26 protein-coding genes, 1 tRNA gene and 1 pseudogene are annotated in these 23,713 nt (G+C 63.5%); 15 read left to right on the forward strand and 13 right to left on the reverse strand.

Annotated features, from left to right (window positions below; translation table 11 throughout):
• The first annotated feature begins 40 nt into the window (after nucleotides 1–40).
• Entirely contained in the window at nucleotides 41–931 is an 891-nt protein-coding gene (locus tag DSM43276_RS05110) for an alpha/beta fold hydrolase (RefSeq protein WP_078329381.1), read from the forward strand.
• Nucleotides 928–1,788 carry a sulfite exporter TauE/SafE family protein gene (locus DSM43276_RS05115; RefSeq protein WP_078329382.1) on the forward strand — a complete coding sequence of 287 codons (861 nt, stop codon included), beginning with the start codon at nucleotides 928–930 and terminating at the stop codon, nucleotides 1,786–1,788. The genes DSM43276_RS05110 and DSM43276_RS05115 overlap by 4 nt, the downstream gene beginning before the upstream one ends.
• Here the strand turns inward: DSM43276_RS05115 and DSM43276_RS05120 are convergent.
• The 4 genes from DSM43276_RS05120 to DSM43276_RS05135 all read right to left on the reverse strand — a co-directional run bounded on the left by DSM43276_RS05120 (nucleotide 1,715) and on the right by DSM43276_RS05135 (nucleotide 5,826).
• On the reverse strand, nucleotides 1,715–2,902 hold the full coding sequence (locus DSM43276_RS05120) for an MAB_1171c family putative transporter (RefSeq protein WP_078329383.1): 1,188 nt from the start codon (nucleotides 2,900–2,902) through the stop codon (nucleotides 1,715–1,717). The genes DSM43276_RS05115 and DSM43276_RS05120 overlap by 74 nt on opposite strands.
• Nucleotides 2,899–3,417 carry an ImmA/IrrE family metallo-endopeptidase gene (locus DSM43276_RS05125; RefSeq protein ID WP_078325088.1) on the reverse strand — a complete coding sequence of 173 codons (519 nt, stop codon included), beginning with the start codon at nucleotides 3,415–3,417 and terminating at the stop codon, nucleotides 2,899–2,901. Before DSM43276_RS05125 ends, DSM43276_RS05120 begins: the two co-directional genes overlap by 4 nt.
• Nucleotides 3,418–3,419: 2 nt before the next feature.
• Entirely contained in the window at nucleotides 3,420–3,899 is a 480-nt protein-coding gene (locus tag DSM43276_RS05130; protein ID WP_078329384.1) for a transcriptional regulator, read from the reverse strand.
• 85 nt (nucleotides 3,900–3,984) lie between these two features.
• Entirely contained in the window at nucleotides 3,985–5,826 is a 1,842-nt protein-coding gene (locus DSM43276_RS05135; protein ID WP_078329385.1) for a fatty acyl-AMP ligase, read from the reverse strand.
• Between the two features lie 310 nt (nucleotides 5,827–6,136).
• Between DSM43276_RS05135 and DSM43276_RS05140 the strand changes: the two genes are divergently transcribed.
• Nucleotides 6,137–6,210 (forward strand) — tRNA-Leu (locus DSM43276_RS05140).
• Nucleotides 6,211–6,801: 591 nt separating this feature from the next.
• On the opposite strand, the pseudogene DSM43276_RS23755 reads toward DSM43276_RS05140, so the two are convergent.
• A pseudogene (locus tag DSM43276_RS23755) lies at nucleotides 6,802–7,098 on the reverse strand (helix-turn-helix domain-containing protein); the annotation flags it as partial.
• 61 nt (nucleotides 7,099–7,159) lie between these two features.
• Here DSM43276_RS23755 and DSM43276_RS05150 point away from each other — a divergent pair.
• The 6 genes from DSM43276_RS05150 to DSM43276_RS05175 all read left to right on the forward strand — a co-directional run bounded on the left by DSM43276_RS05150 (nucleotide 7,160) and on the right by DSM43276_RS05175 (nucleotide 13,087).
• On the forward strand, nucleotides 7,160–8,872 hold the full coding sequence (locus DSM43276_RS05150) for an ATP-dependent nuclease (RefSeq protein ID WP_234803012.1): 1,713 nt from the start codon (nucleotides 7,160–7,162) through the stop codon (nucleotides 8,870–8,872).
• Between the two features lie 42 nt (nucleotides 8,873–8,914).
• A complete protein-coding gene (locus DSM43276_RS05155; RefSeq protein WP_136628995.1) occupies nucleotides 8,915–9,145 on the forward strand; it encodes a hypothetical protein in 231 nt (76 codons plus the stop codon).
• A gap of 235 nt (nucleotides 9,146–9,380) precedes the next feature.
• Complete coding sequence (locus DSM43276_RS05160; RefSeq protein ID WP_078329387.1) at nucleotides 9,381–10,193, forward strand: deaminase; 813 nt, start codon at nucleotides 9,381–9,383, stop codon at nucleotides 10,191–10,193.
• Between the two features lie 451 nt (nucleotides 10,194–10,644).
• The gene (locus DSM43276_RS05165; RefSeq protein ID WP_078329389.1) at nucleotides 10,645–11,850 is read left to right on the forward strand and encodes an FAD-dependent oxidoreductase; all 1,206 of its coding nucleotides are present in this window, start codon (nucleotides 10,645–10,647) and stop codon (nucleotides 11,848–11,850) included.
• A 44-nt stretch (nucleotides 11,851–11,894) separates the two neighbouring features.
• Entirely contained in the window at nucleotides 11,895–12,467 is a 573-nt protein-coding gene (locus DSM43276_RS05170; protein ID WP_078329493.1) for a DUF4389 domain-containing protein, read from the forward strand.
• Entirely contained in the window at nucleotides 12,464–13,087 is a 624-nt protein-coding gene (locus tag DSM43276_RS05175) for a class I SAM-dependent methyltransferase (RefSeq protein ID WP_109556055.1), read from the forward strand. Before DSM43276_RS05170 ends, DSM43276_RS05175 begins: the two co-directional genes overlap by 4 nt.
• Nucleotides 13,088–13,102: 15 nt before the next feature.
• Here the strand turns inward: DSM43276_RS05175 and DSM43276_RS05180 are convergent, their stop codons facing one another.
• On the reverse strand, nucleotides 13,103–15,502 hold the full coding sequence (locus tag DSM43276_RS05180; protein ID WP_234803020.1) for an ABC transporter permease: 2,400 nt from the start codon (nucleotides 15,500–15,502) through the stop codon (nucleotides 13,103–13,105).
• Between the two features lie 128 nt (nucleotides 15,503–15,630).
• The gene (locus DSM43276_RS05185) at nucleotides 15,631–16,329 is read right to left on the reverse strand and encodes an ABC transporter ATP-binding protein (protein ID WP_078329496.1); all 699 of its coding nucleotides are present in this window, start codon (nucleotides 16,327–16,329) and stop codon (nucleotides 15,631–15,633) included.
• A gap of 206 nt (nucleotides 16,330–16,535) precedes the next feature.
• Here DSM43276_RS05185 and DSM43276_RS05190 point away from each other — a divergent pair, with 206 nt between their 5' ends.
• Nucleotides 16,536–17,858: an acetyl-CoA hydrolase/transferase family protein gene (locus tag DSM43276_RS05190; protein WP_078329497.1), complete on the forward strand. Its 1,323-nt coding sequence runs from the start codon at nucleotides 16,536–16,538 to the stop codon at nucleotides 17,856–17,858.
• Nucleotides 17,859–17,869: 11 nt separating this feature from the next.
• On the opposite strand, the gene DSM43276_RS05195 is transcribed toward DSM43276_RS05190, so the two are convergent.
• The gene (locus DSM43276_RS05195; protein ID WP_078329390.1) at nucleotides 17,870–18,529 is read right to left on the reverse strand and encodes a DUF3060 domain-containing protein; all 660 of its coding nucleotides are present in this window, start codon (nucleotides 18,527–18,529) and stop codon (nucleotides 17,870–17,872) included.
• Nucleotides 18,530–18,576: 47 nt separating this feature from the next.
• Here DSM43276_RS05195 and DSM43276_RS05200 point away from each other — a divergent pair, with 47 nt between their 5' ends.
• Genes DSM43276_RS05200 through DSM43276_RS05210 form a run of 3 tightly spaced genes read left to right on the forward strand, consistent with a single transcriptional unit; the run spans nucleotide 18,577 to nucleotide 19,636 of the window.
• Nucleotides 18,577–18,816 carry a hypothetical protein gene (locus DSM43276_RS05200; RefSeq protein WP_078329391.1) on the forward strand — a complete coding sequence of 80 codons (240 nt, stop codon included), beginning with the start codon at nucleotides 18,577–18,579 and terminating at the stop codon, nucleotides 18,814–18,816.
• A gap of 10 nt (nucleotides 18,817–18,826) precedes the next feature.
• Entirely contained in the window at nucleotides 18,827–19,216 is a 390-nt protein-coding gene (locus DSM43276_RS05205) for a VOC family protein (RefSeq protein ID WP_078329392.1), read from the forward strand.
• A 36-nt stretch (nucleotides 19,217–19,252) separates the two neighbouring features.
• Nucleotides 19,253–19,636 carry a hypothetical protein gene (locus DSM43276_RS05210; RefSeq protein ID WP_078329393.1) on the forward strand — a complete coding sequence of 128 codons (384 nt, stop codon included), beginning with the start codon at nucleotides 19,253–19,255 and terminating at the stop codon, nucleotides 19,634–19,636.
• A gap of 30 nt (nucleotides 19,637–19,666) precedes the next feature.
• Here DSM43276_RS05210 and DSM43276_RS23980 read toward each other — a convergent pair whose 3' ends face one another.
• From DSM43276_RS23980 to DSM43276_RS05230, 4 genes are all read right to left on the reverse strand, one after another.
• Nucleotides 19,667–20,281 carry an LGFP repeat-containing protein gene (locus DSM43276_RS23980; RefSeq protein ID WP_109556056.1) on the reverse strand — a complete coding sequence of 205 codons (615 nt, stop codon included), beginning with the start codon at nucleotides 20,279–20,281 and terminating at the stop codon, nucleotides 19,667–19,669.
• 130 nt (nucleotides 20,282–20,411) lie between these two features.
• Nucleotides 20,412–20,888 carry a hypothetical protein gene (locus DSM43276_RS05220; protein WP_078329394.1) on the reverse strand — a complete coding sequence of 159 codons (477 nt, stop codon included), beginning with the start codon at nucleotides 20,886–20,888 and terminating at the stop codon, nucleotides 20,412–20,414.
• On the reverse strand, nucleotides 20,881–21,468 hold the full coding sequence (locus DSM43276_RS05225; protein WP_078310056.1) for a hypothetical protein: 588 nt from the start codon (nucleotides 21,466–21,468) through the stop codon (nucleotides 20,881–20,883). The genes DSM43276_RS05220 and DSM43276_RS05225 overlap by 8 nt, the downstream gene beginning before the upstream one ends.
• Before the next feature lie 177 nt (nucleotides 21,469–21,645).
• Nucleotides 21,646–22,116: a lipoprotein LpqV gene (locus DSM43276_RS05230; protein WP_109556057.1), complete on the reverse strand. Its 471-nt coding sequence runs from the start codon at nucleotides 22,114–22,116 to the stop codon at nucleotides 21,646–21,648.
• A 144-nt stretch (nucleotides 22,117–22,260) separates the two neighbouring features.
• Between DSM43276_RS05230 and DSM43276_RS05235 the strand changes: the two genes are divergently transcribed.
• Nucleotides 22,261–22,821, forward strand: coding sequence for a cysteine dioxygenase (locus DSM43276_RS05235; RefSeq protein WP_078329397.1), 561 nt, complete (start codon nucleotides 22,261–22,263; stop codon nucleotides 22,819–22,821).
• Nucleotides 22,818–23,186 carry a rhodanese-like domain-containing protein gene (locus DSM43276_RS05240; protein WP_078329398.1) on the forward strand — a complete coding sequence of 123 codons (369 nt, stop codon included), beginning with the start codon at nucleotides 22,818–22,820 and terminating at the stop codon, nucleotides 23,184–23,186. Before DSM43276_RS05235 ends, DSM43276_RS05240 begins: the two co-directional genes overlap by 4 nt.
• 28 nt (nucleotides 23,187–23,214) lie before the next feature.
• Here the strand turns inward: DSM43276_RS05240 and DSM43276_RS05245 are convergent, their stop codons facing one another.
• Nucleotides 23,215–23,712, reverse strand: coding sequence for a MarR family winged helix-turn-helix transcriptional regulator (locus tag DSM43276_RS05245; RefSeq protein WP_030094637.1), 498 nt, complete (start codon nucleotides 23,710–23,712; stop codon nucleotides 23,215–23,217).
• Nucleotide 23,713 lies beyond the last annotated feature (1 nt).

Genomic DNA, 23,713 nt, shown 5'->3' on the forward strand with positions numbered 1-23,713 from the left:
CAGCAGATGTTTGATGACGTGCGGAAGGTTTGGATTCCTAATGTCCGGATTGCTGTCGAACGCCGACGTACGCGAAATTGGGGTCTCGGAAACAGGTTTCGTGCGACGGCCCGACCCGGATGGTGCCGCGGTCGCCTATCGGACATATGGGCGTGCCCGGCCCGGTGTCGCCGACGTGGTGCTGGTGCATGGCAGCCTGCAGAACTCGGCGGTGTGGTCCAAGCACGGTTACATCGCGCAGCTGTCTCAGCAGTACCGGGTGACCACCATCGACGTGCGCGGGCACGGCGCGAGTGAGAAGCCCGAGCACCCCGGTGGATACGCCATCGCCTCGTCGGCGCGGGATGTCTGCGCGGTGCTGGATCACCTGGGCATCCATCAGACCCACTACATCGGCTACTCGCTCGGCGGGCGCATCGGGCTCACCCTCGCGGCCACGGCCCCGGAGCGGCTCACCTCGCTGGTGGTGGCGGGATCCTCGCACCGGCCGCAACGCGGGGCGGTGGACGTGCTGATCTTCCCGAATGCCGTTCGCGTGGTGGAAGAATCCGGGCTGGCGGCCTTTGTCGCGGGCTGGGAGGCACACCGCGGTCAGCAGATGGGGTCGGGATTCCGGGCGACCATCGAGGCGCTCGGTCAGCGCGGGCTGGCGGCGTTGTTGCGACAGTGGGATGCCGAGCCGGGCGTCGCCGAAGAGGTCCTACTTCAAATCGAGACGCCCACACTATTTTTCGCGGGTTCTGAGGATCCGATGCGGCTGGCCGAATCGCGGGAGGCGGCGGTCCGGATGCCGCGTGCCTACTTTGCCCTGCTGGCCGGCTGCAACCACGGCCAGACGGTGACGATGCGCGAGCGCATTCTGGACCGCGCCGAGGCGTTCTTCCGCTTGTCCGAGTTCTCCGATATCGAGAAGCTGCGGGTGGCTGGATGAGCGAGCGTCCTGGATTGGGGACGCTGGCCCGCATTGGTGTGTTCGGTGGCCTGTCGGGCGGCCTACTGGGTGGTGGCACCGGAGTCATCACCGTGCCCGCGCTGGCACGGGCAACGACGTTGAGCCGGGCGGTCATTCACGGCACCTCGACGCTGCCGAACGTGTCCGCCGCGGTGGCGGGCAGCATCGTCTACGCGCTGCACGGGGCCAAGGTAGACGTGGTGGCGGGCGCCGGACTGATGGCCGGCGGGGTGATCGGTGCGGTGGTGGGAGCCAAGCTGGTGGCGCGAATCCCGGAGTGGATCCTCAAGGCGCTGTTTGTGTTTGTGCTGCTGGCGACGGCGCTCAAACTGCTGTTGAGTGCGGCGGGGATCGACCCGTCCGCCGGTGAGGCGTTGCTTCCCGACGCCGTGTTGTCCCATGCCCCCTCGGTCGTCGCGATCGGAGCGGTGGTCGGGTTCGTCGTGGGTGCCTGGTCGGCCGCGCTGGGCCTGGGTGGTGGGCTACTGACGGTTCCGGCGATGCTGGTGCTGTTCGGCTCCGACCTGCACGTGGCGGAGGGCACCTCGTTGATGGTGATGCTGCCCAACGCGCTCGTCGCGTCGACCACCCACTTGCGACAGGGCACCGCCGACGCCCCGATCGGGTTCCGGTTGGCGGCATTCGCGTTGCCGGGAACCGTCATCGGGGCGCTGTTGGCGCTCGCCCTGAACGCGCGATGGCTCGCGCTGGTGTTCGGCTCTTATCTGGTGTTCATCGCCGTGCGCGAGATCGTGCGGGTGTTTATGAGCTCGCCTGCCCGTACGACGACGAAACCAAGTCCGGCGCCGGCGTCGCAGGCGTGTGTTGGCGGTTGATTTTCTGCAGCTCTCGGGCGACGTCCAGGAGCCAGCTCAGTTCTTCCTTGCGATTGGCGCCCGTACGTTCACCGATGATCTTGGTGCCGGAGGTCTTGTCGTTCTGCGGTGCGGTGCGCTGTTGTTCGATGGCCGAATGAACCTGGCGCGCTGCTGACGTGGTGGAAGCGTGCTCGGTGAGGTAGGGGCGGATGGCGCTCAGACCGTCACGAATCTCCACGATTCTGCGGTAGAGCCGGTAATTGTGATCACCGATTGAGGCCTGCGGCGGTGCCAGCGCGATCTGGGTGTTGCCCTCGTACAGCGCAGTCCACAGTGGTTCGAGTTGACGGTGCTGCCGGTAAGCCTGGATGCGTTGGCGCGCCGATGTGACCAGCTGTGAGAAGGACGGTCCCGCAAGGCCTACCACGATGAGGATCTGCCCGATGGTGGCGGCCAGTGGGGCTAGACGCTGCCAGGAGAAGCTGTCGTTGGTGATCATGCCGTAGATGGCCGAGTGCGCCCGCATGAGGCAGAACAACAGGCACATGGCTGCTCCGGCGGCGGTGAGCAGCATGCTGCGTCGCAGCCAGGCTACATCATGAAAACGGGCGTACTGCAGGCATTTGACGGTGATCAGGAGTGCGCCCAGGCCGTAGGTGATCAGATAGATCAGCATGTAGAGCACCCAGGCGGGCTTGTTGCCGTGCGAGGCATAGAAGTCCTGTGGCAGTTCGGAAGTCGGTGCCACAAACCAGCAGAGAACCAGTGCACCGCCGATGGCTACTGCCATGCCGACCCAGAGCCGTGCGCGCTGCACCGCACGCGGACCGGATTCACCCCAGAAGGTGATGACCGTGAGGACGCATGCGGTCCACGCCATCCCGCCCGAGAGGTTCAAGACGAGCCGGCCCATGTTGTGCACGCCGACCAAGTTGTCGAACTTCTCGTACAAGGGTGGAGTCGCCAAGGTGACGGCAATTCCCTTGAAGAGGAAGGACAACAACAGTGCCACCGAGGCGGGTGGGCGGACTCGAGAGCGCAGCATCGCGGCGGCGACAATCACCACGGCGGCAAAGCTGAAGACGGCCGCTACCGAGTACGCCGCGGCGGAGTCTTCAAAAACTGAGGTCACGGTGCCGCCGGTGAGCCTTCCAGCACGAGTGATGCCAGGATGCGCCGGAGGTTGGCGTTGGTGACGGGGATGGGACGGTGGCTGTCGGGGCTGACGCGCTGCCCCATCATGGAGGCGAGCATCTCCGCCTCGACTTCCTGGTCATCCAAATAGCTTTCGCGGCAAAGGATTTCGGCCAGTTCACGGCTGCTTGCCCCAGTGTGTCCGCACATCACATGGCTCAGTTCGTGCAGGATGATGTGCTCGCGATGCATGGTGGTGGTGTCGCTGTCGTACACCACGTAGTCGGTGGCGTCGGTGCGGACCAGCAGGCCGTGCACGCCGCTGCCGGAGAGCGCGTAGGGCACGAGCTGGATATCACGCTCGCTGAGCTCACTGGCCCGGGCGCGGATGTCCTCGACGGTGGTCAGCGTATCCAGGCCCAGATCCGCAAGCTTGCGGGTGCATTGCTTGTGGATCGCCTGAAGTTCGCGAGTGGACCGTAGATCTGTTGTGAGACAACGCATCTTCGGCATGTTTACTGCCCGTTATTGACCGAGTTGTCTACCGTGGGCAGGCCCTGCAGCGCGCGCACGTGATCGAGCACGGCGGCGACAGTTTCCAGGCTCTGCTTGTTCAGGCCGATCGCGCGCAACGCGATCAGCTCCACCTCGTCCCGGGTGGTCTCATCCAGGGCGCCGAGGCGCTCATCGAGCGAGTAGGTGCGCTCTGGGTCGGTGAGAACCGAGAGCGGTACGCGGAAGAAATCGGCCAATGCCCCGAGCAGGTCGATGGCGGGACGGGCGCGCTTACCGGTGCGCAGCGCCGAGAGGTAGGCACCGCCCACCTTGATGCCGGGGCTGGACTTCTTGATGCCGTTGGCGACCTCGTCATTGGTCCACATGCGCCCGTCGGGCCGCCGATGCGAATGGAAGAGCGCATTGATGCGATCAGCAAGGTTCGCGTCGGCGGATTTGGCGTCCTGAAAGGACACCTGCGGCGGGCTCGTCGTGGCCATCTACTAAGTCAAACACCGATGTCGCGAGCCCTCAACGCGAGGGGGCAGACTCACAGTGTGATTCAACCCACAGTTGAGGCGTGAATTAGCCGTATACGCCCGCGAGATACTCGGCCTGGCAGGCCCGGCGCGCGAGCTTTCCACTGGTGGTGCGGGGAATCGCGCCCGCGGCGACCAGCCGTACATCGGCCACCGGCAGGGCGTGCGTGCGTGAGATGGCGGCGCGGATGACTTCGGCTACCGGTGATTGCTCCACGCGTCCGGATCCGGGCGCCCGTTCGGCGACGATCACCAGCCGCTCGCTGGTGTCGGCGATGGCGGCCTCGGCGAGCTGATTGGCCGCCACGGAGAACGCCGCGACGTATCCGGAGCGGACGGCGGGCGAGGACGCCGAGGCGGTCGCCTCGATGTCCTGGGGGTAGTGGTTGCGTCCGTCGATGATGACAAGGTCTTTGATGCGCCCGGTGACGTACAGGCTGTCGTTGAGGTACACCCCGAGATCCCCGGTGCGCAGCCAACGGCTGTCCGCCGAGGTTCCGGTGGCATGGCTGCGGTGTTCGAGCCGGGAGCGCAGCCTGTTGTGGAAGGTTGCCTCGGTCTCCTGGGTGCGGCCCCAGTACCCGCGACCGATGTTGTCGCCATGGAGCCAGATCTCACCGATCTCTCCTTCGGGCAGTTCGGCTCCGGTGCGGGGGTCGACGATCACCAGCCACTGGCTCGAGATCACCTGACCGCAGGAGACGTGGGCTACCGCGGTGGGGGCGTCAGCGGACACAGGGACGGCACGGTCCTCGGCGAGCTGCGTGCGGTCCAGGTAGATCATGCTGGGGCGTTCGTCGGGGGCGATGGTGGCCACGGAGAGCGTCGCCTCTGCCATGCCGTAGGACGGCTTGATGGCGGTGGGCGGAAATCCGTAGGGGGCGAAGGCCTCGTTGAATTTCTCGATCGCCGAGAGGGTGACCGGTTCGGATCCGTTGAGCAGGCCCGCGACATTGGACAGGTCCCAGGTTTCGCCGGCCGGCGGGCGGCCGCGCTGTGCGGCGAGTTCGAAGGCGAAGTTCGGGGCGGCGGCGAACACCCGTCCGTACGCGGACTCGGTGGCGAGCTGTTTGATCCAGCGTCGTGGGCGCCGCACGAAGGCCAACGGGGACATCAGGGTGATGTGACCGCCGCACAGCGGGGGAAACAGGATCATGATCAGACCCATGTCGTGATATAGCGGCAGCCAGCTCACGCTACGGATGTTCTGATCCAGGCCGCCGGCCAGGATCATCTGCAGAACGTTCGTACACGCCGCGCGGTGAGTGATTTCCACGCCGGCCGGAGTGCGTGTGGAACCCGAGGTGTACTGCAGGTAGGCGATGTCCTCGGTATCGAGCGCTGCGGGGATGAATGTCGCCCCCACCGAGTCCGGTACCGCGTCGATGGCGATGACGCGTGGCCGGCGCTGACGGGGAAGCTTGCGCAGGAAGGCGTTTACCGATTCGGCGGCCGCATCGGTGGTCAAGATGACCGACGGCGTCGCGTCGGAGAGCACCGCATCGAGGCGTTCGGTGTGGCCGGGCAGCTCGGGGGCGAAGAGGGGAACCGCGATGTTTCCGGCCTGGATGGCGGCGAAGAACCCGATGACGTAGTCAATGCCCTGTGGCGCCAGGATCGCGACCCGATCGCCCGGTTGGGTGACCTGCTGCAGGCGTGCGCCGATGGCCCGCATCCGGGTGCTGAGCGTGGTCCAGCTCAGTTCGATGGCCACGCCATCGTCGTCACGCGTGAAGTCGAGGTAGCGGTAGGCGGCGGTACTGCCGAACTCGGCGATGTTGTGTTCGAAGTTCGAGAGCAGAGTGCTGCCGGGAGGGAGGTCGATGGCGCCATCGGCGTCGAGATAATCTTCAATTCCGTTCTGGCGAACGGCCACTCCGTCTGACATATCCAACTCCCGACTCACGATGGAAAACACTACCTGCGCTAACTAAGCTATCTCTTGGTTCGCAGGTGACCCGTCGTGCGAGGAGCGGGCGGCAACTGTCAATGTCGGCGATCGCGCGATCTGGTGACGAATCACACCAGAGCTCAATCGAATTCTAGTGGTGTACAAGGGATATCACTATCTGCCGGAAACGTTCAATGTGACGCCGGGGTGTGTCGGGTCGGGGTGTGATTTTTGTCGTAGGTGAGAGGGGGTGGGGCGGAAGTTGGCGCAGGGGAAGCGCCAGGTAGAACTAGGGCTGATCTGCGAGGCCCCCATAGCCCAATTGGCAGAGGCAGCGGACTTAAAATCCGCCAAGTGTCGGTTCGAGTCCGACTGGGGGCACAGAGTAGATGGGCATGTTTTCGTTGCCGATCTGCATGGCGCACCAGTCTGCACACAGCCCGCAGGAATCTCCCACGCTCGTCGCAATGGCGGCACCCAAGTGCAGCGTCCGGGGCAATACAGAGGACCGCTGGCGCCGGCCCGCTCGACGCAAACCCGTTGATGCCGCAAGCTTCGATTCCGAGCTCTCCGCTCACGTCAGCGGACTTGTGTCTACGGGTGACTGGGGAAAAGTTCCTTCCGCTGCAGCTACGTTCGTGGAGCATAAGATTCGAACGTGGTCTGGTGGACAAACCAACTCTGTGGGAAGGGGTCTACGGATGGGCGTTTGGCGTCGCTGGACCATTACGTCTGGGTGCAGTTAAGTCGGAATGGGAAGGGTGGCGTTCCCTTGCCGTATGGTTCGCGCAAGCAGTCGGCAATGTTGATCGGCACCGAATACAAGAACGTGCCGACTTTCGGCAATATGCTATCGGTGCGCTCGGAACCGCCAGTCTCCTGCTTGTTCAAGTTCGCAAGGAAGACGCAGAGACTATCGCTGTGACCGATTCCTCGTAGCGAGGGCGTTAATGATGTTATTCCGGGCAGCCCTCAGTCTTCCACTGAGGCGAGGACGCGATAGACAGTCGCACGCGACACACCAAGCGCCGAAGCAATCTCGGTGGTCGGCGCACTGTTCGCGTGCATACGTTAGACCAGAGGAGTTTTGGACGAGTCAAGCGCCTTCGGGTGTCAAACTGACTGGCTACGTGCCTTTCGTGCCTCTCAAGACGCTGCGCGCCGCTCCCGACCAAGCTCCAACTCAAGCTCGACAAGGCTCGCAAGCACACCCGCTGGATTCGAAGTGTCGATTCCGTCGTGCAGCGACTGCAGAGCAATTCTACGCTCGGCGCTATCTGGCGTCGCGGGCGGTTCGTCGATGATTTGAATGGGGTAATGAATGAGGTACTTGACGGCGGTCACCAAGAGCGGGAGCGAGTTTGATCTTGATGGGTTGACGGTACTGGTCGGACCGAACAATTCAGGAAAATCGACTACTTTGCGTGACATCTATTCGTACGCAATCGCTGACCCACACAATCAACCGATTCTACTTGACAGATTAGTGCCGGCTTCTCCAATGACACCTGAGTCGCTGCGGGCGATAGCGAGCGGCTATAACCCCGATGGATTCAAATATCGTGGTATTGCTCCTGACTTGCGAAGCAGGCACAATTTCGAATCCGACACGCCCAACCTGGAATACTGGATTTCTGAGGAGCTCGCAGGTAATCGTCCTCATTTTCGTGAAAATTTTGGTCGATACGACGTGGCTCTTCTTAATGCCGAGTCGCGGCTAGAGTTGGCAAAAGCATCCGATTCACACGATGCGTCTCGAGACACACCGAACAACATGCTGCAAATGCTCTACAGGAAGAAAGAGATCCAAGCAGCTTTAAATGATGTATTTTTTTCAACATTTAACCATCACATAACCTTTGATTACTCGGGCCTTGCAAAATTATATTTACGTGTCTCGCAGACCGAGCTAATACTTCCAGAGAGTGCCGAGGATGCAAATCCTTTGCTAGCGCAAGTGCCGCAGCTAGATGTGCAAGGTGATGGAATGCGCAGCTTCACGGCAGTTGTGCTTAGTATCCTACTCACTGAAAACAGGATCGTTCTGCTTGACGAGCCGGATGCGTTCCTGCATCCCGAACAGGCACGGCGTCTCGGTCGGTGGATAGCGGATCGTGCATCAGGTGACCAGCAGATTGTAATCGCGACTCACAATGCGCATTTCTTGCAGGGAATGGTCTCATCCCAGAAGCCGCCACAAATTATAAGGCTGAACCGCAATTCTCCAACTACCACCGAGTTTAAGCGGATGTCAAATGCTACGGTAAAGAAATTAGGGGCTGACCCTCTACTGTCTAGTCAGAGAGTGGTTGAAGCGATTTTCCATTCTCAAACGATTGTATGTGAGGCCGACAGTGACAGGACTATTTATCAAGCCGTTGCAGCCCAAGAACTTGGCAATAATCAGGTTTTGTTTGTAAATGCGCAAAATAAGCAGACGTGCGCCAAGGTAGTTGAGACACTCAACGATGCCGATATTCAGGCGCGTTCGGTAGTCGATTTTGACATTCTCCGGATAGCTGATGAACTGGCGGTACTGATGGGGGCGCATGAAGTGCCTGTTGAAGTCCAAGCAAGTGTCGAGGAGGCTCGCAAAGAGATTTGTGCCGCAATTGAGGAGACAGTCGAACCTGGCGAGGCAACGGGCGTCGCAGACGGTTTAAGAGAGCTTGCAGATCGGATTTCAAACGAGTCGTTAAGCAAAAAGAAGCTCGAGTCGGCCGTAGGTGAGCTATTAGGCAAGAGCAAGTGGTCTCCGGTCAAAGCCACTGGCGTTTCGGCACTGGAACCTGCGGTCCAAGCCAAGGCTAGTTTCGTGATCAGTGCGCTCGAAGGCTACGGAATTTGGATAGTTCCAGTTGGCGAGCTTGAGAGTTGGATTTCTCTTGAGCAAACGAAGAGCAAGTGGGTCACACGAGCGCTCGAAGTAATTTATGCAAAGGGAACGCCGGAGCCGTTGAAAAAGTTTGTCACAAGGCTGCTCGCTCCGAAGGCGCAGACTGATGGTGCCTCGGTCGGCGGAGCCGAAGATGTGGTTCCCTAGTTTCGCTTCGCGTATCCCTGCAAGGGCTTATCGACGGTATGTGTGCCTGCCAGCACCCCCCCGCAACAAGGCTCGCGTCCCCGCCCATTGGCAGCAGGCAAAGGGGTAGCCATATCCGTACTCGCATCCGTCGGTAAAGGCTCCGCCGCCCACCTCGCGGCGGAGCTTCGCCATGCGCTGACCTACGTGCTGGCCAGCGCGCGTCATCGTGCACCGTCGCTGCAGTACGCCGCATCGCCGCCTGCGGACGGCCCGGACATGCCTTCGCTGTAACCGGTCGTCGATGGTTGGGAGAATCGTGCACGCGTGACGAGCGAGGACGGAGTCAACGCACCCGATTTCTACGCCGCAGAGGTATTGCCGACCGGGCCAAACGCGGGTGCCATTGCGTCGGCCGCACGAATCACGGCAAGCGACACGGCGTGCCCGAGATCAGCGGTGTCCCTGACTACTGGAAGATGGGGGCTGTATCGGGTAGAGCGAAATTGTCAGCGACAGGTGGGGATGAGTGGCGTCTGAAAAAGACATGCGTAAATGGATGCGTATGGCCGTCGAGTTAGGCAAGCAGAGCGTTTCAGAGAACGAGTTGAATCCTCACGTCGGCGCGGTGGTCGTAAAGGACGGTGAGGTCATCGGCTCCGGCTACCGGGGTCAGACGGGCGAGGGTGACCACGCCGAGTACGGCGTATTGACGAGCCTTGCGGATGCGGACCTCAACGGCGCCTTAGTGTTCACGACCCTTGAGCCATGCTCGAAGCGTAACCACCCCAAAATCCCTTGTGCAACAAGACTCGTAGAAGCCGGTGTCAGTGAAGTTTGGATCGGGCTTTACGATCCAAACCCAGTGATCTATCGCCAGGGCTGGCGAATTCTGCGCGATGCCGGGGTCCAGCTGCACGACTTCCCGTTCGACTTGCGGGATGAAATCGCAGTTGACAATGCCGATTTCATCAACCAGTACAAGATGGCCACCGGTGACGCGGGCCAGGTTACGTTCGATAGTCACGCGACAGCGAGCGGCATCGTTGTGAAAAGCTCCATCGGTGAATTCAAAATTCACACTAGCCCGATGGGTTTGGGCGGGGTATGGCTGATCGACAATAGCCACAACGTTGCGGAGGTTCGTTACGGTCTTGATTTCGACGAGATTGACGATCCGGGAACCCTCGTTTTCGGCGGCAGCCACTATGCGGCGCTGGGGCCTCACCAGATGGCTTGTCTTCGAAGTCAAAACGGATACTTGTTGCTCAAGAACGTTTCGAGTCGAGGGTCTAACGTGATCGACCTGCTATATCAGGTGCGTGGTCGTCCTTCGGCCTAGCCCACTGTATGCCCTCACGCCGCGATGCTCTGTGCCGAATTCCGACGTTTCGACCTCTTCGAATGGGTCGCGCGGCCTATAACTCACTGCTTCGCAGTCTAGATCGGGAATAGTCGGCGTGAAGTGTCTTGGCGGGCCAAGCGCCGGTGAGTAGGAGGAGTTGCCGCCGCTGCCGAACGTGCACACGTTCGAGTTTCATGCACGTCGCGCATGTTGCACGGTGCTGGTCAGCCCGCAACTCGATCTGGCTGGGATGCCGGGCGAAATTGACTCGGATGGAAACCATTTGATCAGCATTCCGCAGGCGATCGCAGATGCCGCGAAGCTGCGTTCCGACGTTCGGGTTTGGCCCTGCCGCAGCTCCCGGGGATAAAACCTGTACAGCCAGCCTGTCACAGTCATACATTGAGCCGTGGAGCCAAAACGGCTCACGAGCCGACCCACGAGGCTGATGCCAGCAGCGAAGGCGCCGCCGCTGCGGGTCATGGTCGTCGGCGCCGGTGTCGGCGGTATCTCCATCGCCCGGGGGCTGTTGCGCGACGGCCATGACGTCACCGTTTACGAGCAGCGCCCGGACGTACACGCGGGCGGCGGCGCGGTGACCATCTGGTCGAACGGCGCGACGGTGCTCAGACAGCTGGGCGTTGATATGGACCGGGCCGGCCAACAACTGTCCACGGTGCGGGTGATGACCTCGACGGGGCGCCCGCTGGCCACTTTGGACGTGGCCACGATCGCCGACCGGCTGGGCGAGCCGGTTCGGATGGTCCCGCGTCATGTCCTGCTTGAGCGGCTGCTGAAAGACTTTCCGGCGGAACGTATTCGGTGTAATGCCCGGGCCGTCGCAGTGGTGAGCAACGGCGACGGGGCTCGGGTCGAGTTCGCGGATGGCAGCGTGGCCGAGGGGGACCTGGTGATCGGAGCCGACGGCAGGCATTCGATGGTTCGCGATGTTGTCGGTGCGGGGCGCGGGGAGCCGACCGGCTGGTGCAGTTGGCAGGGACTGACAACCCTCCCGAATGGCGCCGATGAGCACGTCGCCTTCGTCGTCATCGGTGAGCACGGGAGCCTCGGCCTATGGCCAGCCGGAGGCTCCGAGGTGCAGTGGTGGTTCGACCTGCCCTGGTCGTCTGGTTTTGTCCGGCCGGCACGCCCGATCGACATGATCCGGTCTACGTTCGCCGGGTGGTCCGAGCCCGTCGATCGAGTGCTCGCGACGCTCACCGACGACGATCTGGCCCATTCGCCCTATCCCCATTTCCGGCATCCCATTCCCCGACCGGGCCACGGCGCGCTGACCCTGCTCGGCGATGCGGCTCACACCATGCCGCCCACCCTGGCGCAAGGGGCCAACCAGGCGCTGCTCGACACGATGGTGCTGTGCAAGGCGGTTTCGGAATTTCAGCGCGGCGCCAACACGGACCTGCCCGATGCGCTGCGCTGGTATGAGAAGACCCGCCGACGCCGTGCTGCGGCCGTGTCCCGGGTTGCCTCGCTTCAGGTTTCGCACGGTGAGACCGTGCTGAGGACGGCGGCGATGGTCTCGGACCGTTTCATGACGTGGGCACTAGCGACGTTCTTACAGTCGGTGAGTCATCGCCGGATGGCCGCTGACATCGACCGGGGACATACCGCCGACACAGCCTGCCGGCCGTGATGGCCGTGCCGGCCGTGATGGCCGTGCCGGCCGGCGCCGTCCGTGTGCGAGGTGCGATCGACGCGCCCTCACGCTGGCTCTTTCTCGTCAAATGGTGTGTGCTGGCGGTTCCGCACTACCCGATATTGATCGTCCTTTATGTCATGTATCCGGTATTGACGGCCGTCGCCGGTATCGCGATCTTGTTCACCGGGCGATATCCGCGGATCATCTTCGATTTCAACGTCGGGGTGCTGCGCTGGTCCTGGCGGGTGATGAACTACCGGTTTCCGATGAACAGCACAGATAGGTACCCGCCTTTCACGCTCGCCGCGCGGCCCGACTATCCGGGCGAACTGGAAGTCGACTATCCGGAACAACTTTCCCAGTGGGCGGTGCTGGTGAAGCTGATACTGGCACTGCCGCAGATCATCATCTGCTGGGCCATGGAGCCACTGCTGCAGGTTCTGGCCGTGATTTCCGCGGTGCGGTTGTTGGCCAGAGGCACGGTGTCGCCAGGCATGTTCGACCTCCTCATGGGAATCGTGCGGTGGCGTTACCGGGTGGCGGTGTACGTCTCGTTGATGTGCGACGAATATCCGCCATTTCGAATGGATTTGGGTGGTGGTGACACGTGAAGCATCGTAATCCGTTGTTCCCCTATGTATATCGGCTCGGCATGCCGATATTCGACCGGCTGTTCTATCGCCGATACCGGCGTGAAGCGATGAGTCTTGCGATGGGCAGACTGCTGATCGTGGGCGTTGGCCCGGGAACCGACCTCATGTTTCTTCCGTCCGCGGTGACATCGGTCGCGGCGGTCGAGCCGGAGGCGGCGATGCGTCGGATGGCTGGCTCCCTTGCGCGCCGCCGCGGCCTGGACGTCGACATCCTGGACGGAGTCGGAGAGTCGATACCATTCCCGGACAACAGTTTCGACTCGGTGCATGTCGGCCTGGTGCTGTGCTCGGTGGACGATGTGGCCGCAACCCTCGGCGAGATCCGGCGGGTGCTCGTCCCGGGAGGCAGGTTGGTGGTCCTCGAGCATGTCCGCGGGGACGGCGTGATGGGGCGATTTCAGGATCTGATCGCCACGCCATGGTCGTGGCTTGCCTCCGGGTGCGAGCCGAACCGCCGGACCGTCGAAGCGATTGCCGCAGCCGGATTCGATACCAGGGGACTGCGCAACGTTCGGCGAACCCTGGTGCCGCCGCCGTGTACACCTCACCTGCAAGGCGTCGCCACTGTAGTCGAATAATGCTATTCGACATCGTTATTCGACGCTGATGGCCTCGATGATGTTGAGCCGCGCCGCGCGGCGTGCGGGCGGGACCGAGCCCAGCAGGCTGATCGCCAGCGCGCCCACGGTGAAGGCCACCGCCATCGGGCTCGGCCGGAAGGTGACGGTGAAGTTCATGATGGTGCCGCTGACGAGGCTGAACAGCCACTGATCGACCAGACCGACCAGCAGCCCCGCGACACCGCCCACGACGCCGATGGCCGCGGCCTCGGCAAGAACCATGCCCAAGGTGTACCGGCGGCTGGATCCCATCGCCCGCAGCACACCGATTTCTCGGCGTCGTTCGAGTACCGAAAGCGTCAACGTGTTCAGCAGCGCGACCGCGGCGACGAACACCACGATGATCCACACGGCGTTGGCGATCAGCATGCTCTGGTGCAGTGGGGCTTCCAAACCGGCCAACGCCGCGCGGCCGTCGTACACGTAGTTCGGTGCGGGCACCACAGCGCGAACGTCGGCCAGCAGGCGTCCCGGATCAGTGCCCTCGACGGCGGTGACTTGCAGTGTCGTCGTGCCCGGGCGGTCAAACCATGCCCGCATGCGTTCCAGGCTCATCCCGACGGTGCCGATGACCGTCGAGAAATAGGGCACCAGGGCCAGCACGGGCGTGCGCTGCGGACCGTGGGGCGTTTGCAGCTCCAGCTCGTCGCCCACCCGGACGCCGAGAGTCTTGCCCAGGTTCTGGGAGAGCACCACGCCCCGGCCGGCGAGCACGTCATGACGTACCCGTTCGCCCAGCGCACGGAAAAGCGGATCGTGGGTGCCGGCGGAGAATCCATTGAGCATCACGCGGGTGCCGCCGATGACGGCGAATCCGGAGGCGCCTTCGACGACATTCGCGACGCCAGGGACCGCAGCCACCTTCTCGGTAAGACCTTGCGGCAGAACGTCAGTGGGGTAGCGGTCGGGTGAGTTGGCGCTCACCCAGACATCGACATCGGCGACGGGCGCGAAGATGTCGCGCGCAGATCGGATCATGTCGTTGTTCGTCCCGGTGATGACCACGGTGGTGACCACGGCGATGAGCACGGTCATCACGGTGGCCCACACCCGCCGCGGCGCGCGCTGGACCGTCGGCGCCGCCAGCGCCCCGGGCGCACCGAACACTCGTGCCACCGTGGCTGTCGCGCCGACGATGGGTCCGGCGAGCGCGAAACCCAAGGCGATCTCGGCGACGAACAGGGCGGCGATCGCGACGAAGGCGAGCGCCCCTGGTCGGTAGAGCACTGTCAGGAGCGACGCTGCCAACACTGCCACCGCCACGACTCCGCTGACGATACGCAGCCAACGCGGCACGTTGTCGGCCACGGAAACTCCGACGGGTGCCAGCGCCTCGATCGGTGACACTTTGTATACCTGCCGTGCGGCCATCGCCGACGCGGCAACGCTGGTGAGTACCGTCGCGGCGACGGCGGCCGGAATCGCGTAGTCGGGCAGCCAGTACTCGATACGGGCTTCGAGCCCCTGGGTTACCGTCGGCGGCAAACGGCCAATCGCCTTTCGTCCCAGCAGTATTCCGAGGGCCGAACCGATGGCGCCGCCGATCAGCCCGAGGATCGCGGCCTCGGCGAGCATGTCGCGAACGATCGTCACGCGGCCGCCGCCGATTGCGCGCAGCATCGAGATGACCGGGCGGCGTTGGGCAATCGCCATGGTCATCGTCGTGTAGATCAGGAAGGCCCCGACCACCAACGCGACGGCCGCGCCCATCAGGGCCATGTAGTTCATGAGCTTGACGCCGTCGCCGGCCCGGACCGCCCGCAGGCTCGGATCGGCGACGATCGCCCGGCCGTTCACGGCGGTGGTGACCCCGTCCCGGACTGCGGCTAGATCCGCGCCCGGTGTCGTGGTGACCAGGATCGAGTCGAGCTGACCTTGCCGTCCGGTGACCTCCTGCGCCAACGGCAGTGCGGCGAGCACGTAGTGCCCGCCGTTGAGATCCGCGAGTTGCTTGCCCTGGAGCACCTCGGCGACGGTCACCGAACCTGAGCCGAGCCGGAATGTATCGCCTTTCGCGTGGCCGACGGACGGTCCGATCTGGACACCGGCGGCCGTCCGCGACGGTGCGTCAACCTTGACTCCGACAGCATCTTTCAGGGCGCCTTCCAGTGCGGCGCTGCGGTCGTCGGCGCCGAACAGTAGAACCGGTTCGGTATCGGTGGGTGCGGACATCCGGATCATCGGTGCCGCGGTCGCCACGCCGGGAATCTCGGTGACATCGGCCAAGACCGCTTCGGGGAACCCCGCATCGGTGATACCCGATACCTCGAGTGCGGCGACTCCGGCGACTCCGTCCGCCAGCCGGTTGACCGATCCGGTGATCGACCCGAAGATGCCGAATATCGCCACGAGATACATTGCGGAAACTGCCATTACGGCGATCGAGGCGATGGTGCGTCGACGATGTACGGTCAATTCGCGCAGACTGAACACGCGTAGCCGGCTCGCTGCGGCGGCGATGGTGGCTCCGGGGCCGTGCTGCTCCTCGCGTCCGCCGCTACTCACCCTGGCGCCACCGACATCTCGTCGGAACCGAGCCGGCCGTCCTGCAGTGTGATGACCCGATCGGTTGCCGCGGCGGCGTCGGCGTTGTGGGTGACCATCACCACCAGGCGGCCGGAGCCTTCTTCGTGGGCGACCTCGGCGAGCAGAGCCAGGATGGCGGTGCCCGTATGGGAATCCAGGTTTCCCGTCGGTTCGTCGGCAAGGATCAGCGGTGGGTCCATCATCATGGCTCGCGCCACCGCGACGCGTTGCATCTCGCCGCCGGAGAGTTCGGCCGGGCGGTGTTCGGTCCGCTTACCGAGGCCGACCCGGTCCAGCAGCCGGACCGCGTCTGCTTTGACCTTGCCGAGGCGGACGCCGTCGAGCAGCTTCGGCACCGCCACGTTCTCCCACGCCGAGAGCGTGGGCAGCAGGTTGAAGAACTGAAAGACGAACCCGACCCGATGATGGCGGAACTCCGACTGTTGCTCGTCGCGGAGCCTGCCGATCTCCTCACCGTCGAAGGTGATCGATCCCGAGTCGGGGGAGTCCAGTGCCCCGAGCAGATGCAGCAGTGTGCTTTTCCCGGCCCCCGACGGCCCGACGATCGACACGAACTGGCCGCCGGCCAGGTGCAGGCTGATCTCGTTGAGGGCACACACCGTCTGCCCGCCAACCCTGTACTGGCGCACTACATTGCGCAGTTCGATGGCCAGTTCGCGCTGGGGTGTATCGGCGTTGTCCAGTTGTCTCAAGGTGGCCTCCCGCGAGACCGAGTTACCCGGCGCGCGGAGGCGCGGTCGGGATATGCGGAGCCTACTCCCGGCGTTCTCGCCACATATGGTCTTACGCGAGGTTCTTCGGTGAGCCCGGCAACCCCATTGGTCGAGCACCGCCCACCGGTTCATGCAAGATGGGTGCCATGCCGCAGGAGCTCACCGCCGAACAAGCCGCTGCACTGTTGAACCCCACCGATACGCTGGGAATCCCTCTTGGCCCTGGCCAGCCACCGGCCTTACTGCGTGCCCTCGGCGCACGTAAAGACTGGACGGATCTGCGGGTGTACGGCGCGCTGCTTGCGGTCGGCACCGAATTGTTCTCCCGCCCGGGTGTGCACTACCTGTCGGGCTTCTTCGGGCCGATCGAGCGCGCGCTGCGCGATATGGGCGCCGATATCGAATTCGCGGCTGCGGACTTCCGCCGGTTCGGCCCGTTGCTTGAGCGCCAGTCGCCGCGGGTGATGACGACCGTCGCGACGCCGCCCGACGCCGACGGCTGGTGCTCTCTGTCGCTGCACGCGGGCGGGACGATCGGTGAGTTGCGCCGTGCGGGCGCTGATCCGGAGCGCCTGCTCATTGTCGAAGTATCCGAAGGATATCCGCGCACGTTCGGGTTCGGGGAGCAGCATCGCCACGCACTGCACATTGACGAGATCGACATCATTGTGCAGTCGACGGATGCCCCGCTGGCGTTACCCGGCGGCGATGCGGGGCCGTCGGATATCGATCGGGCCATCGCCCAACACGCCGTGGCATTCATTGGTTCGGGGTCGACATTGCAAACCGGAATCGGGGCTATTCCCAACCAGATTGCGACGCTGTTGGCCGAGGGGGACGGCGGCAGCTACGGGCTGCACAGCGAGATGTTCACCGACGGCTGCATGCAACTGCACCGCGCCGGCAAGATCACCAACACCGGCAAGGGGCAGTACGACGGCGTGAGTGTGACAACCTTCGCCTTCGGATCGCCGGATCTCTATGCGTGGCTGGACGGCAACCCCGAAGTTGCGTTCCTCCCGGTCGAGATTGTCAACGCACCCGAGGTGATCGGCGCCAACAACGACATGATCTCGATCAACGGTGCGCTCGCCATCGACATCCAGGGGCAGGTTGTCGCCGACACCATCTCTGGAGGGCAGTTCAGCGGGATCGGCGGTGCCGAGGACTTTGTGGCCGGGGCCGGGCTGGAGCTGTCGGACCGGTCGTTGATCTGTCTGCCTTCGACATTCGAGAAGGACGGTGTGGTGCAGTCGCGCATCGTGCCGTGGTTTGGTCCCGGTGTCGTTGTCACCACGCCGCGTCACCAGGTCGACGTGATCGTCACCGAGTACGGCGCCGCGGAATTGGAGGGCAGGACGGTACGAGAGCGCGGCGAGGCGCTGGCGGCCATCGCGCATCCACAGTTTCGGGATGCCCTATTGGGGGCCGCCGAGCGTGCGTCGAATGGCCGCTCACCGGTGAGCTGAGCGCCGTCCCTTCAACCCTGCTCTACGGTGTTGTTGTCGCCGGACTTGGAGACTTCCGGTTCCCCGGAGTGATACGTGACCTTGTTGTCGAAACCCGAGGCGCCGATCGTGCGCGCGGCTTCTACGGTCACCGTGTTCTCGACACCCGATACCGTGAGGGTGTCGCAATTCCCAACGATGTCAACGGTATTGGATACTCCGCTGACGCTCACCGAGCAGTCGTCGCAGTTGACCGTTATCTGCTTGTGCGTACCGGAGACGCTGAAGGTTGAGCCGGGCGGCGCATACGTGGGGCCGGGGGTTGACGTGGTCGACGGTGTCGCACTGGTCCGAGTCGGGAGCTTGACGACGGTCGACCTGGCGGGCCGCGTGGCCGATGGGCCCGAGCCCGTCGGAACATTGTGCGGGGCTGTGGGTTTGGCGGCGTAGAAGATAAGCCCGGCCACTCCCGCAGTGATCACGGCGAAGAACACCATGAATCGTCGGAGAAATTTGGGGGCGGGAGAACGGGTCGGATATGGCGTGCCATAGAGCGGCGGTGGATACGGACTCGACGTCTGCGGCGGATACGGGCTCGGGTTGGTGACGCCCAGTTCCGATCTCCGGGCCGTTTCGCTCAGTGAGCGTTCCAGCTCCCGGATTCGGGCTTCGGGGTCACCATCCGGCTCCACCTACAGATGGTCGCACACTGAGACTCGCACGGCGATAGCCTTCGGAAATGACAGACGCGGGGGATGGCACGAAAAACGCTCGCTGCACGCAATGTGGCACCGAGGGCTCCGAGATTGGATTCCTGGGAGACAGTGGGCAGGCCGCTGCCGGACATGTGTGGTGGGTGGGAGGTCCTCTCAAGGTTGGCTTCTTTGGTGCCAAGCGTGGCGGCGCTCGCCGCGCGATTGACGCGTGGCGCTGCCCCAACTGTGGGCATCTGGAGTTGTTCGCGGGCAAATGGTTGTAGCGTTTTGGCTATGGGCTCCACCGAGATTGTGGCCGCCGAACCACAGCTCTTCGTCGCCGACTTCGAACGCGCCGTCGGCTTCTACGTCGACACGCTCGGATTCGAGCTGACCTTCACCTACGGCGAGCCGGCGTTCTATGGCCAGGTGCGGCGCGGCGGCGCGAGCCTGAATCTACGCAAGGTCGCCGCCCCGGTGTTTGACACTAATTTCCTTGCCACTGAGCGTGATCCGATTTCGGCCACGCTCACCACGTACAAGCTAGGACCGCTCCATGACGAGTACCAGGCCGCGGGTGTGGACTTCCATCAGCCATTGCAGGCGGAGGAGTGGGGCAGCGTCACCTTCATCGTGAAGGACCCCGACGGGAACCTGTTGCTGTTCTCGGGCGCCGAGGCCTAAAAGAATTCCTCGCCACCGACGCTGTCGGCGACCACAATGGGCGGCATGCAATTGCCTAGCTCATTTGAAGGACTCGTGACCGACGGCGGCAAGTCCATCGTCTACGGCGAGCCATACACAACTGCTGACGGCACCATGGTGATCACGGTTGCCAAGGTGCGCACCCGGGGCAGCGGCGCTGGCGGCGAACCCCTGGAAACACGGGCGAGACCGCTGGGCGTCTTCGTCGTCAAGGACGGGAATGCTCAATGGCAGCCCTCTTTTAACGCCGATCTAGCCTCGACATTGGGCATACTCACCGGCCTGATCTCGGCCGTACTGGGACTGGCAGCCATCATCCGTCGGCCGCCATGGCCAGATCTCACCTTGCCGGGTTGGTCGCCGGCGGAGAACCCGCGCTGGTTCCGCGACAGGCGCTGACTGCTCAGCGCCCGCCGCGGCCGCCAATCGCTACTTCGGGGTGACGGTGTCCTTGAAGGTTCCGTCGCCCTGGTTCAGCCAGGTGATGGAGCCCTTCTGGAATTCGCCGATCCAGCCGCCCTTGGCCACATCGGGTCCGCCGGCCGTCTCGGCCTCGTCGGCGGTCGGGAAGCCGAGCGTGCCGCCCGCTCCACCCTGCTCGGTGTACACCTTCAGGATTTCGCCCTGTACCAGGTGCGCACCGGTGGCCGGCGAACTGAAAATGGTGCCCTTGGCGAATGCCTGCACCGTGCCGTCGCCCACCTTTTCGGGCTGTCCGGTCGGCAGGCCGAGCTTGGCCTCTCCGCCGGCCTTGGTGTACGCCTCGGCCACTGGCGGCTCCAACGTCACATCGCCGACACCCGGCACATTGACGGTGGAAGGTGCCCCGGCGACGACGGAGGACACCGCACTGCTTGCCGACGATGCGGCACTCGATGCGGCGCTACCACCAGCGCTGATGGCCGACGATGCCGCACTGGTCGCGCTGGATAGCGACTCCTTGGCGGCGTTTTTGTCATCTTGAGAACACGCGACAACGACCGCCGCGGATAAGGCGACGATGGAAACCGCGCCTGCTGCTCGTTTCATCAGATTGGTATCCATGATCCGAACGTAACAACATAAGCGCGCCATTTAGGTGAGTTTGTCGATGTTCACCTATTGGCCATTGAGTGATTTCGTTGCAAATGTCAGGTGCTATTCGCCCGAAAATGCACCGAAATGGCGTGGCGGACTACGAAGCCGGAGTCAGCTCGCAGACGTAGTCGCCGACATCAATGTGCACCTCGGCCGCATCCGGAACGATGGGCGTGGGCACGACGTTCAGTTGGAACTGCTCGCGGCCGAAGTCGTCGGTCGTTCCCGGCCACTGTTCCTGCAGGATGTCGCTGATCAGGCCCGCGACCGCAGGCTCGGTGACCCGGTAGGTCTCGGCCTGGCAGAACTTCGAGTACACCTCGGTGACCCGGATGCGCGCCTTTTCGATGGGCAGCGTGCCCAGGTCATCGCCGGTTTCGGGATCGCGCACGGCGGTCCCGGTGGCCCCGATGACCGAGAAGATCATCCCGACCTCTACGCCGGCGTCGTCACCCTTGTTGACCAGCACCGAGTAGCGGTCGACGATGTCGGCGACCTTCCCGATGATCGGGTCGACGGGCTCTGGCTCCAGGTCACCAGCCGATTGCTCCGCTGGCTTTGTCTCTTCAGGCATTGCCCACGCCGACGGTGTAGTTGTTCGGGCGCGCCGCGGTCTCGATTTTTTGCCGCTCCGGCTGTCCGGCGGTCTCGGCCGTGGCGAAATCGGTTTTGGCCTTGGCCACCGCGGTGCTCGAGACATTCTCCGACTCGCGCAGTGCCTGGAAGGCGTGGCGCAAAGTCAGGCGGCTGATCGTCAGCGCGAGGTTCAGGGCGCTGGAGGCCGACTGCTTGTTGCCCTCGTTGAGGTCGTTCGACGCGCTCGCGAGGTGCTTGTCCACGTCGATCATGCCCTGCAGCGTCACCATCGTCGAGTACGCCGACTGCCCGACATTGCGGTCAAGCTTGTTGCTCTGCTGAATGCGGTGATACAGATCGGCAATCAAGATTCCGGAGACGAGCGCGAGCAGTGGCGTGACAATGCCCTGTACGAATCGGACGAGTTCGGTATCACCCGCCGTGAAGCCGACAACCGCCGCGACGATGGTTGCGACAACTGCCGCTCCGACGATCGTCCAATGAACCAGCGTGGGCTTCGGGGGAAGCTGATCTGAATTTGCCAACGTCGTTACCGTCCGTTCGGTGAGTGGACACATTCATTGCATCCGTGACCCCATGAGCACTGACCGGAGCATGCTAACACCGTGTGCGGGTTCGTCCAAGGTGAGGTTACGAGCATTACTCGATGTTTGCTGAGTGATGCGATCGCGTCAGATTTCTCTGAATGCTGTTGAATCGCAAAGGGTATCGACAGGCGCCCTATCGGGCGGTTCTTAGCACTGCTGCTCGGCGGCGGCATTCGTCGCCACGATCACCGCAGCTTGCCGGTCTGCGGGTAGCTCATGCCAGGACTTATGGAAAGTCCCGGGGCCCACGTTCCCACTGCTCTGAATGGACTCTAAGTACCCCTCGACCAGCTGGGCGGGGCCATCCTGCTTCCCGGTCATCCAGTCGGCGGCCGCGCGGCAGGCTTGGTAGTACTCCTCCTCCAGGGAACTGGGTGCGGCGTCCACGGACGTCGTGACGCCCGCGGGCGACAGTCCCGAGCCGGAGGCGGGGGGCTGTGCGGCGGGTTTCTCGGCTGGGGCGGTGGAGCCGTGGGTTGGGCCCGGAGCTGCCTTGTCGTCGGATTTCGACGTGCATGCCGCGCCGATCAACGGGACACAGAGGGCCATCAGGGTCGCGGCGATGCGGGTTGTGGCGGTCACCACTCCAAAGTAGCAAGTGCCTACCAGCGGCAACATTTACTCACTCAGAGCTTTTGCTCGGAGGGGAAAAGCGCTGGAAAACGCCGGTACCATTTCAGCTGTGATGGGACACAGGGGTTTTCAGGGGTGGTGTTGCGGCTAGCCGCCACCATCCCTGCCCCTGCCATCGATTGAGCCTTCATGACCACTGCATCTGTCCTGGATTTGCGTCGCCCGTCCTCCGCCGGATCCTCACCCACCCGACTGCGACTGCCGGATCTGCTCCGCATCACCGATGAGGGTGCCGACGACGCCCTGCATGGCCGCTTCGACAATCTGCTGCCCGCGGGCGGCCTTCCGGTTGACGAGCGCTGGGCTACCCGCATTCACGCCGACGACGAGCTCGATGTCTGGCTGATCAGCTGGGTGCCCGACAAGTCCACCGAATTGCACGACCACTGCGGGTCGCTCGGCGCGCTGACCGTGCTCAACGGTTCGTTGCATGAATATCGCTGGGATGGAAGTCAACTGGTGCGCCGTCGGCTCGACGCGGGGGATCAAGCCGGATTCCCGCTGGGGTGGGTGCACGACGTGATGCGTGCGCCGGAGGCCCCCGTGCGTATCGCCACCGGACCCACGCTGAGCGTGCATGCGTACTCGCCGCCGCTGACCGCGATGTCGTACTACGAAGTGACTCAAGCCAAGACGCTGCGACGGAGTCGCACCATCCTCACCGATGAGCCCGAAGGACCGGCGGCATGACGATCCACGATCTGCTGGCCACGGCGCGCGGACGCCTGCGCCGTCTGCCCGCCGCCGAGGTGCCGACCGCGCTCGGCCGTGGCGCATTCCTTGTCGATATTCGTCCCGCGGCGCAGCGCGCCGAGGAGGGCGAAGTGGTCAACGCCCTCGTCATTGAGCGCAATGTTCTGGAGTGGCGTCTCGATCCGGAAAGTGACGCCCGGATCCCGGAGGCGGGCAATCACGACGTGGAATGGGTCATCCTGTGCCAGGAGGGCTACACGTCCAGCCTGGCCGCCGCCTCCCTGCAGGAGATCGGCCTCTACCGTGCCACCGACGTCATCGGCGGATACAAGGCCCTCAAGGACAACGACATCTTGATCTAGCCGGAACGTCGGTCGTGGCACACGCTGTTCATCCGAAGTCTCCGGCGTCGCGTCGCAGGTGCGTCAGCACCGACACCAGGGTGCGGGTGCGTGAGGGTGAGAGCCCGATCTGTGCGAACACCTTCGCGTTCAAGTCGGTGGTGGCCACCGAACCGAGATCGCGTCCGGCATCGGTGATTTCCACCAGAGTGCCGCGGCCGTCGGCGGGATTGGGAACCCGACGCACCAGCCCCGCCTCCTCCAGGCGGTCCACCGTGTTGGTCACCGATGTCGGGTGAACCTGAAGGCGTGCACTGGCTTTGGCCATCGGCATGGAGCCGGCCCGGCTGAACGACAGCAGCATCAACAGCTCGTACCGCGAGAATGTCAGGCCGTGCGGGCGCAACACATCTTCGACGCGCGCCAGCATGATCTGGTGGGCCCGCATCACCGAGGTGACGGCCGCCATCCCGTCGGCGACCTCACCCCAGCCGTTCTCAACCCAATGGCGATGGGCATCGTCGACGGGATCGAACGGCAGGGTCATG

Source organism: Mycobacteroides salmoniphilum (assembly GCF_004924335.1).
GTDB classification, from domain to species: domain Bacteria; phylum Actinomycetota; class Actinomycetes; order Mycobacteriales; family Mycobacteriaceae; genus Mycobacterium; species Mycobacterium salmoniphilum.

What these genes read in the sequence shown, in the direction of transcription:
- DSM43276_RS05110 (WP_078329381.1), top strand. Translation starts at nt 41, where the DNA reads ATGTCCGGATTGCTGTCGAACGCCGACGTACGCGAAATTGGGGTCTCG.
- DSM43276_RS05115 (WP_078329382.1), top strand. Translation starts at nt 928, where the DNA reads ATGAGCGAGCGTCCTGGATTGGGGACGCTGGCCCGCATTGGTGTGTTC.
- DSM43276_RS05125 (WP_078325088.1), bottom strand. Translation starts at nt 3,417, where the DNA reads ATGCCGAAGATGCGTTGTCTCACAACAGATCTACGGTCCACTCGCGAA.
- DSM43276_RS05130 (WP_078329384.1), bottom strand. Translation starts at nt 3,899, where the DNA reads ATGGCCACGACGAGCCCGCCGCAGGTGTCCTTTCAGGACGCCAAATCC.
- DSM43276_RS05135 (WP_078329385.1), bottom strand. Translation starts at nt 5,826, where the DNA reads ATGTCAGACGGAGTGGCCGTTCGCCAGAACGGAATTGAAGATTATCTC.
- DSM43276_RS05165 (WP_078329389.1), top strand. Translation starts at nt 10,645, where the DNA reads ATGCCAGCAGCGAAGGCGCCGCCGCTGCGGGTCATGGTCGTCGGCGCC.
- DSM43276_RS05180 (WP_234803020.1), bottom strand. Translation starts at nt 15,502, where the DNA reads ATGGCAGTTTCCGCAATGTATCTCGTGGCGATATTCGGCATCTTCGGG.
- DSM43276_RS05190 (WP_078329497.1), top strand. Translation starts at nt 16,536, where the DNA reads ATGCCGCAGGAGCTCACCGCCGAACAAGCCGCTGCACTGTTGAACCCC.
- DSM43276_RS05200 (WP_078329391.1), top strand. Translation starts at nt 18,577, where the DNA reads ATGACAGACGCGGGGGATGGCACGAAAAACGCTCGCTGCACGCAATGT.
- DSM43276_RS05205 (WP_078329392.1), top strand. Translation starts at nt 18,827, where the DNA reads ATGGGCTCCACCGAGATTGTGGCCGCCGAACCACAGCTCTTCGTCGCC.
- DSM43276_RS05210 (WP_078329393.1), top strand. Translation starts at nt 19,253, where the DNA reads ATGGGCGGCATGCAATTGCCTAGCTCATTTGAAGGACTCGTGACCGAC.
- DSM43276_RS23980 (WP_109556056.1), bottom strand. Translation starts at nt 20,281, where the DNA reads ATGGATACCAATCTGATGAAACGAGCAGCAGGCGCGGTTTCCATCGTC.
- DSM43276_RS05220 (WP_078329394.1), bottom strand. Translation starts at nt 20,888, where the DNA reads ATGCCTGAAGAGACAAAGCCAGCGGAGCAATCGGCTGGTGACCTGGAG.
- DSM43276_RS05225 (WP_078310056.1), bottom strand. Translation starts at nt 21,468, where the DNA reads ATGTGTCCACTCACCGAACGGACGGTAACGACGTTGGCAAATTCAGAT.
- DSM43276_RS05230 (WP_109556057.1), bottom strand. Translation starts at nt 22,116, where the DNA reads ATGTTGCCGCTGGTAGGCACTTGCTACTTTGGAGTGGTGACCGCCACA.
- DSM43276_RS05235 (WP_078329397.1), top strand. Translation starts at nt 22,261, where the DNA reads ATGACCACTGCATCTGTCCTGGATTTGCGTCGCCCGTCCTCCGCCGGA.
- DSM43276_RS05240 (WP_078329398.1), top strand. Translation starts at nt 22,818, where the DNA reads ATGACGATCCACGATCTGCTGGCCACGGCGCGCGGACGCCTGCGCCGT.
- DSM43276_RS05245 (WP_030094637.1), bottom strand. Translation starts at nt 23,712, where the DNA reads ATGACCCTGCCGTTCGATCCCGTCGACGATGCCCATCGCCATTGGGTT.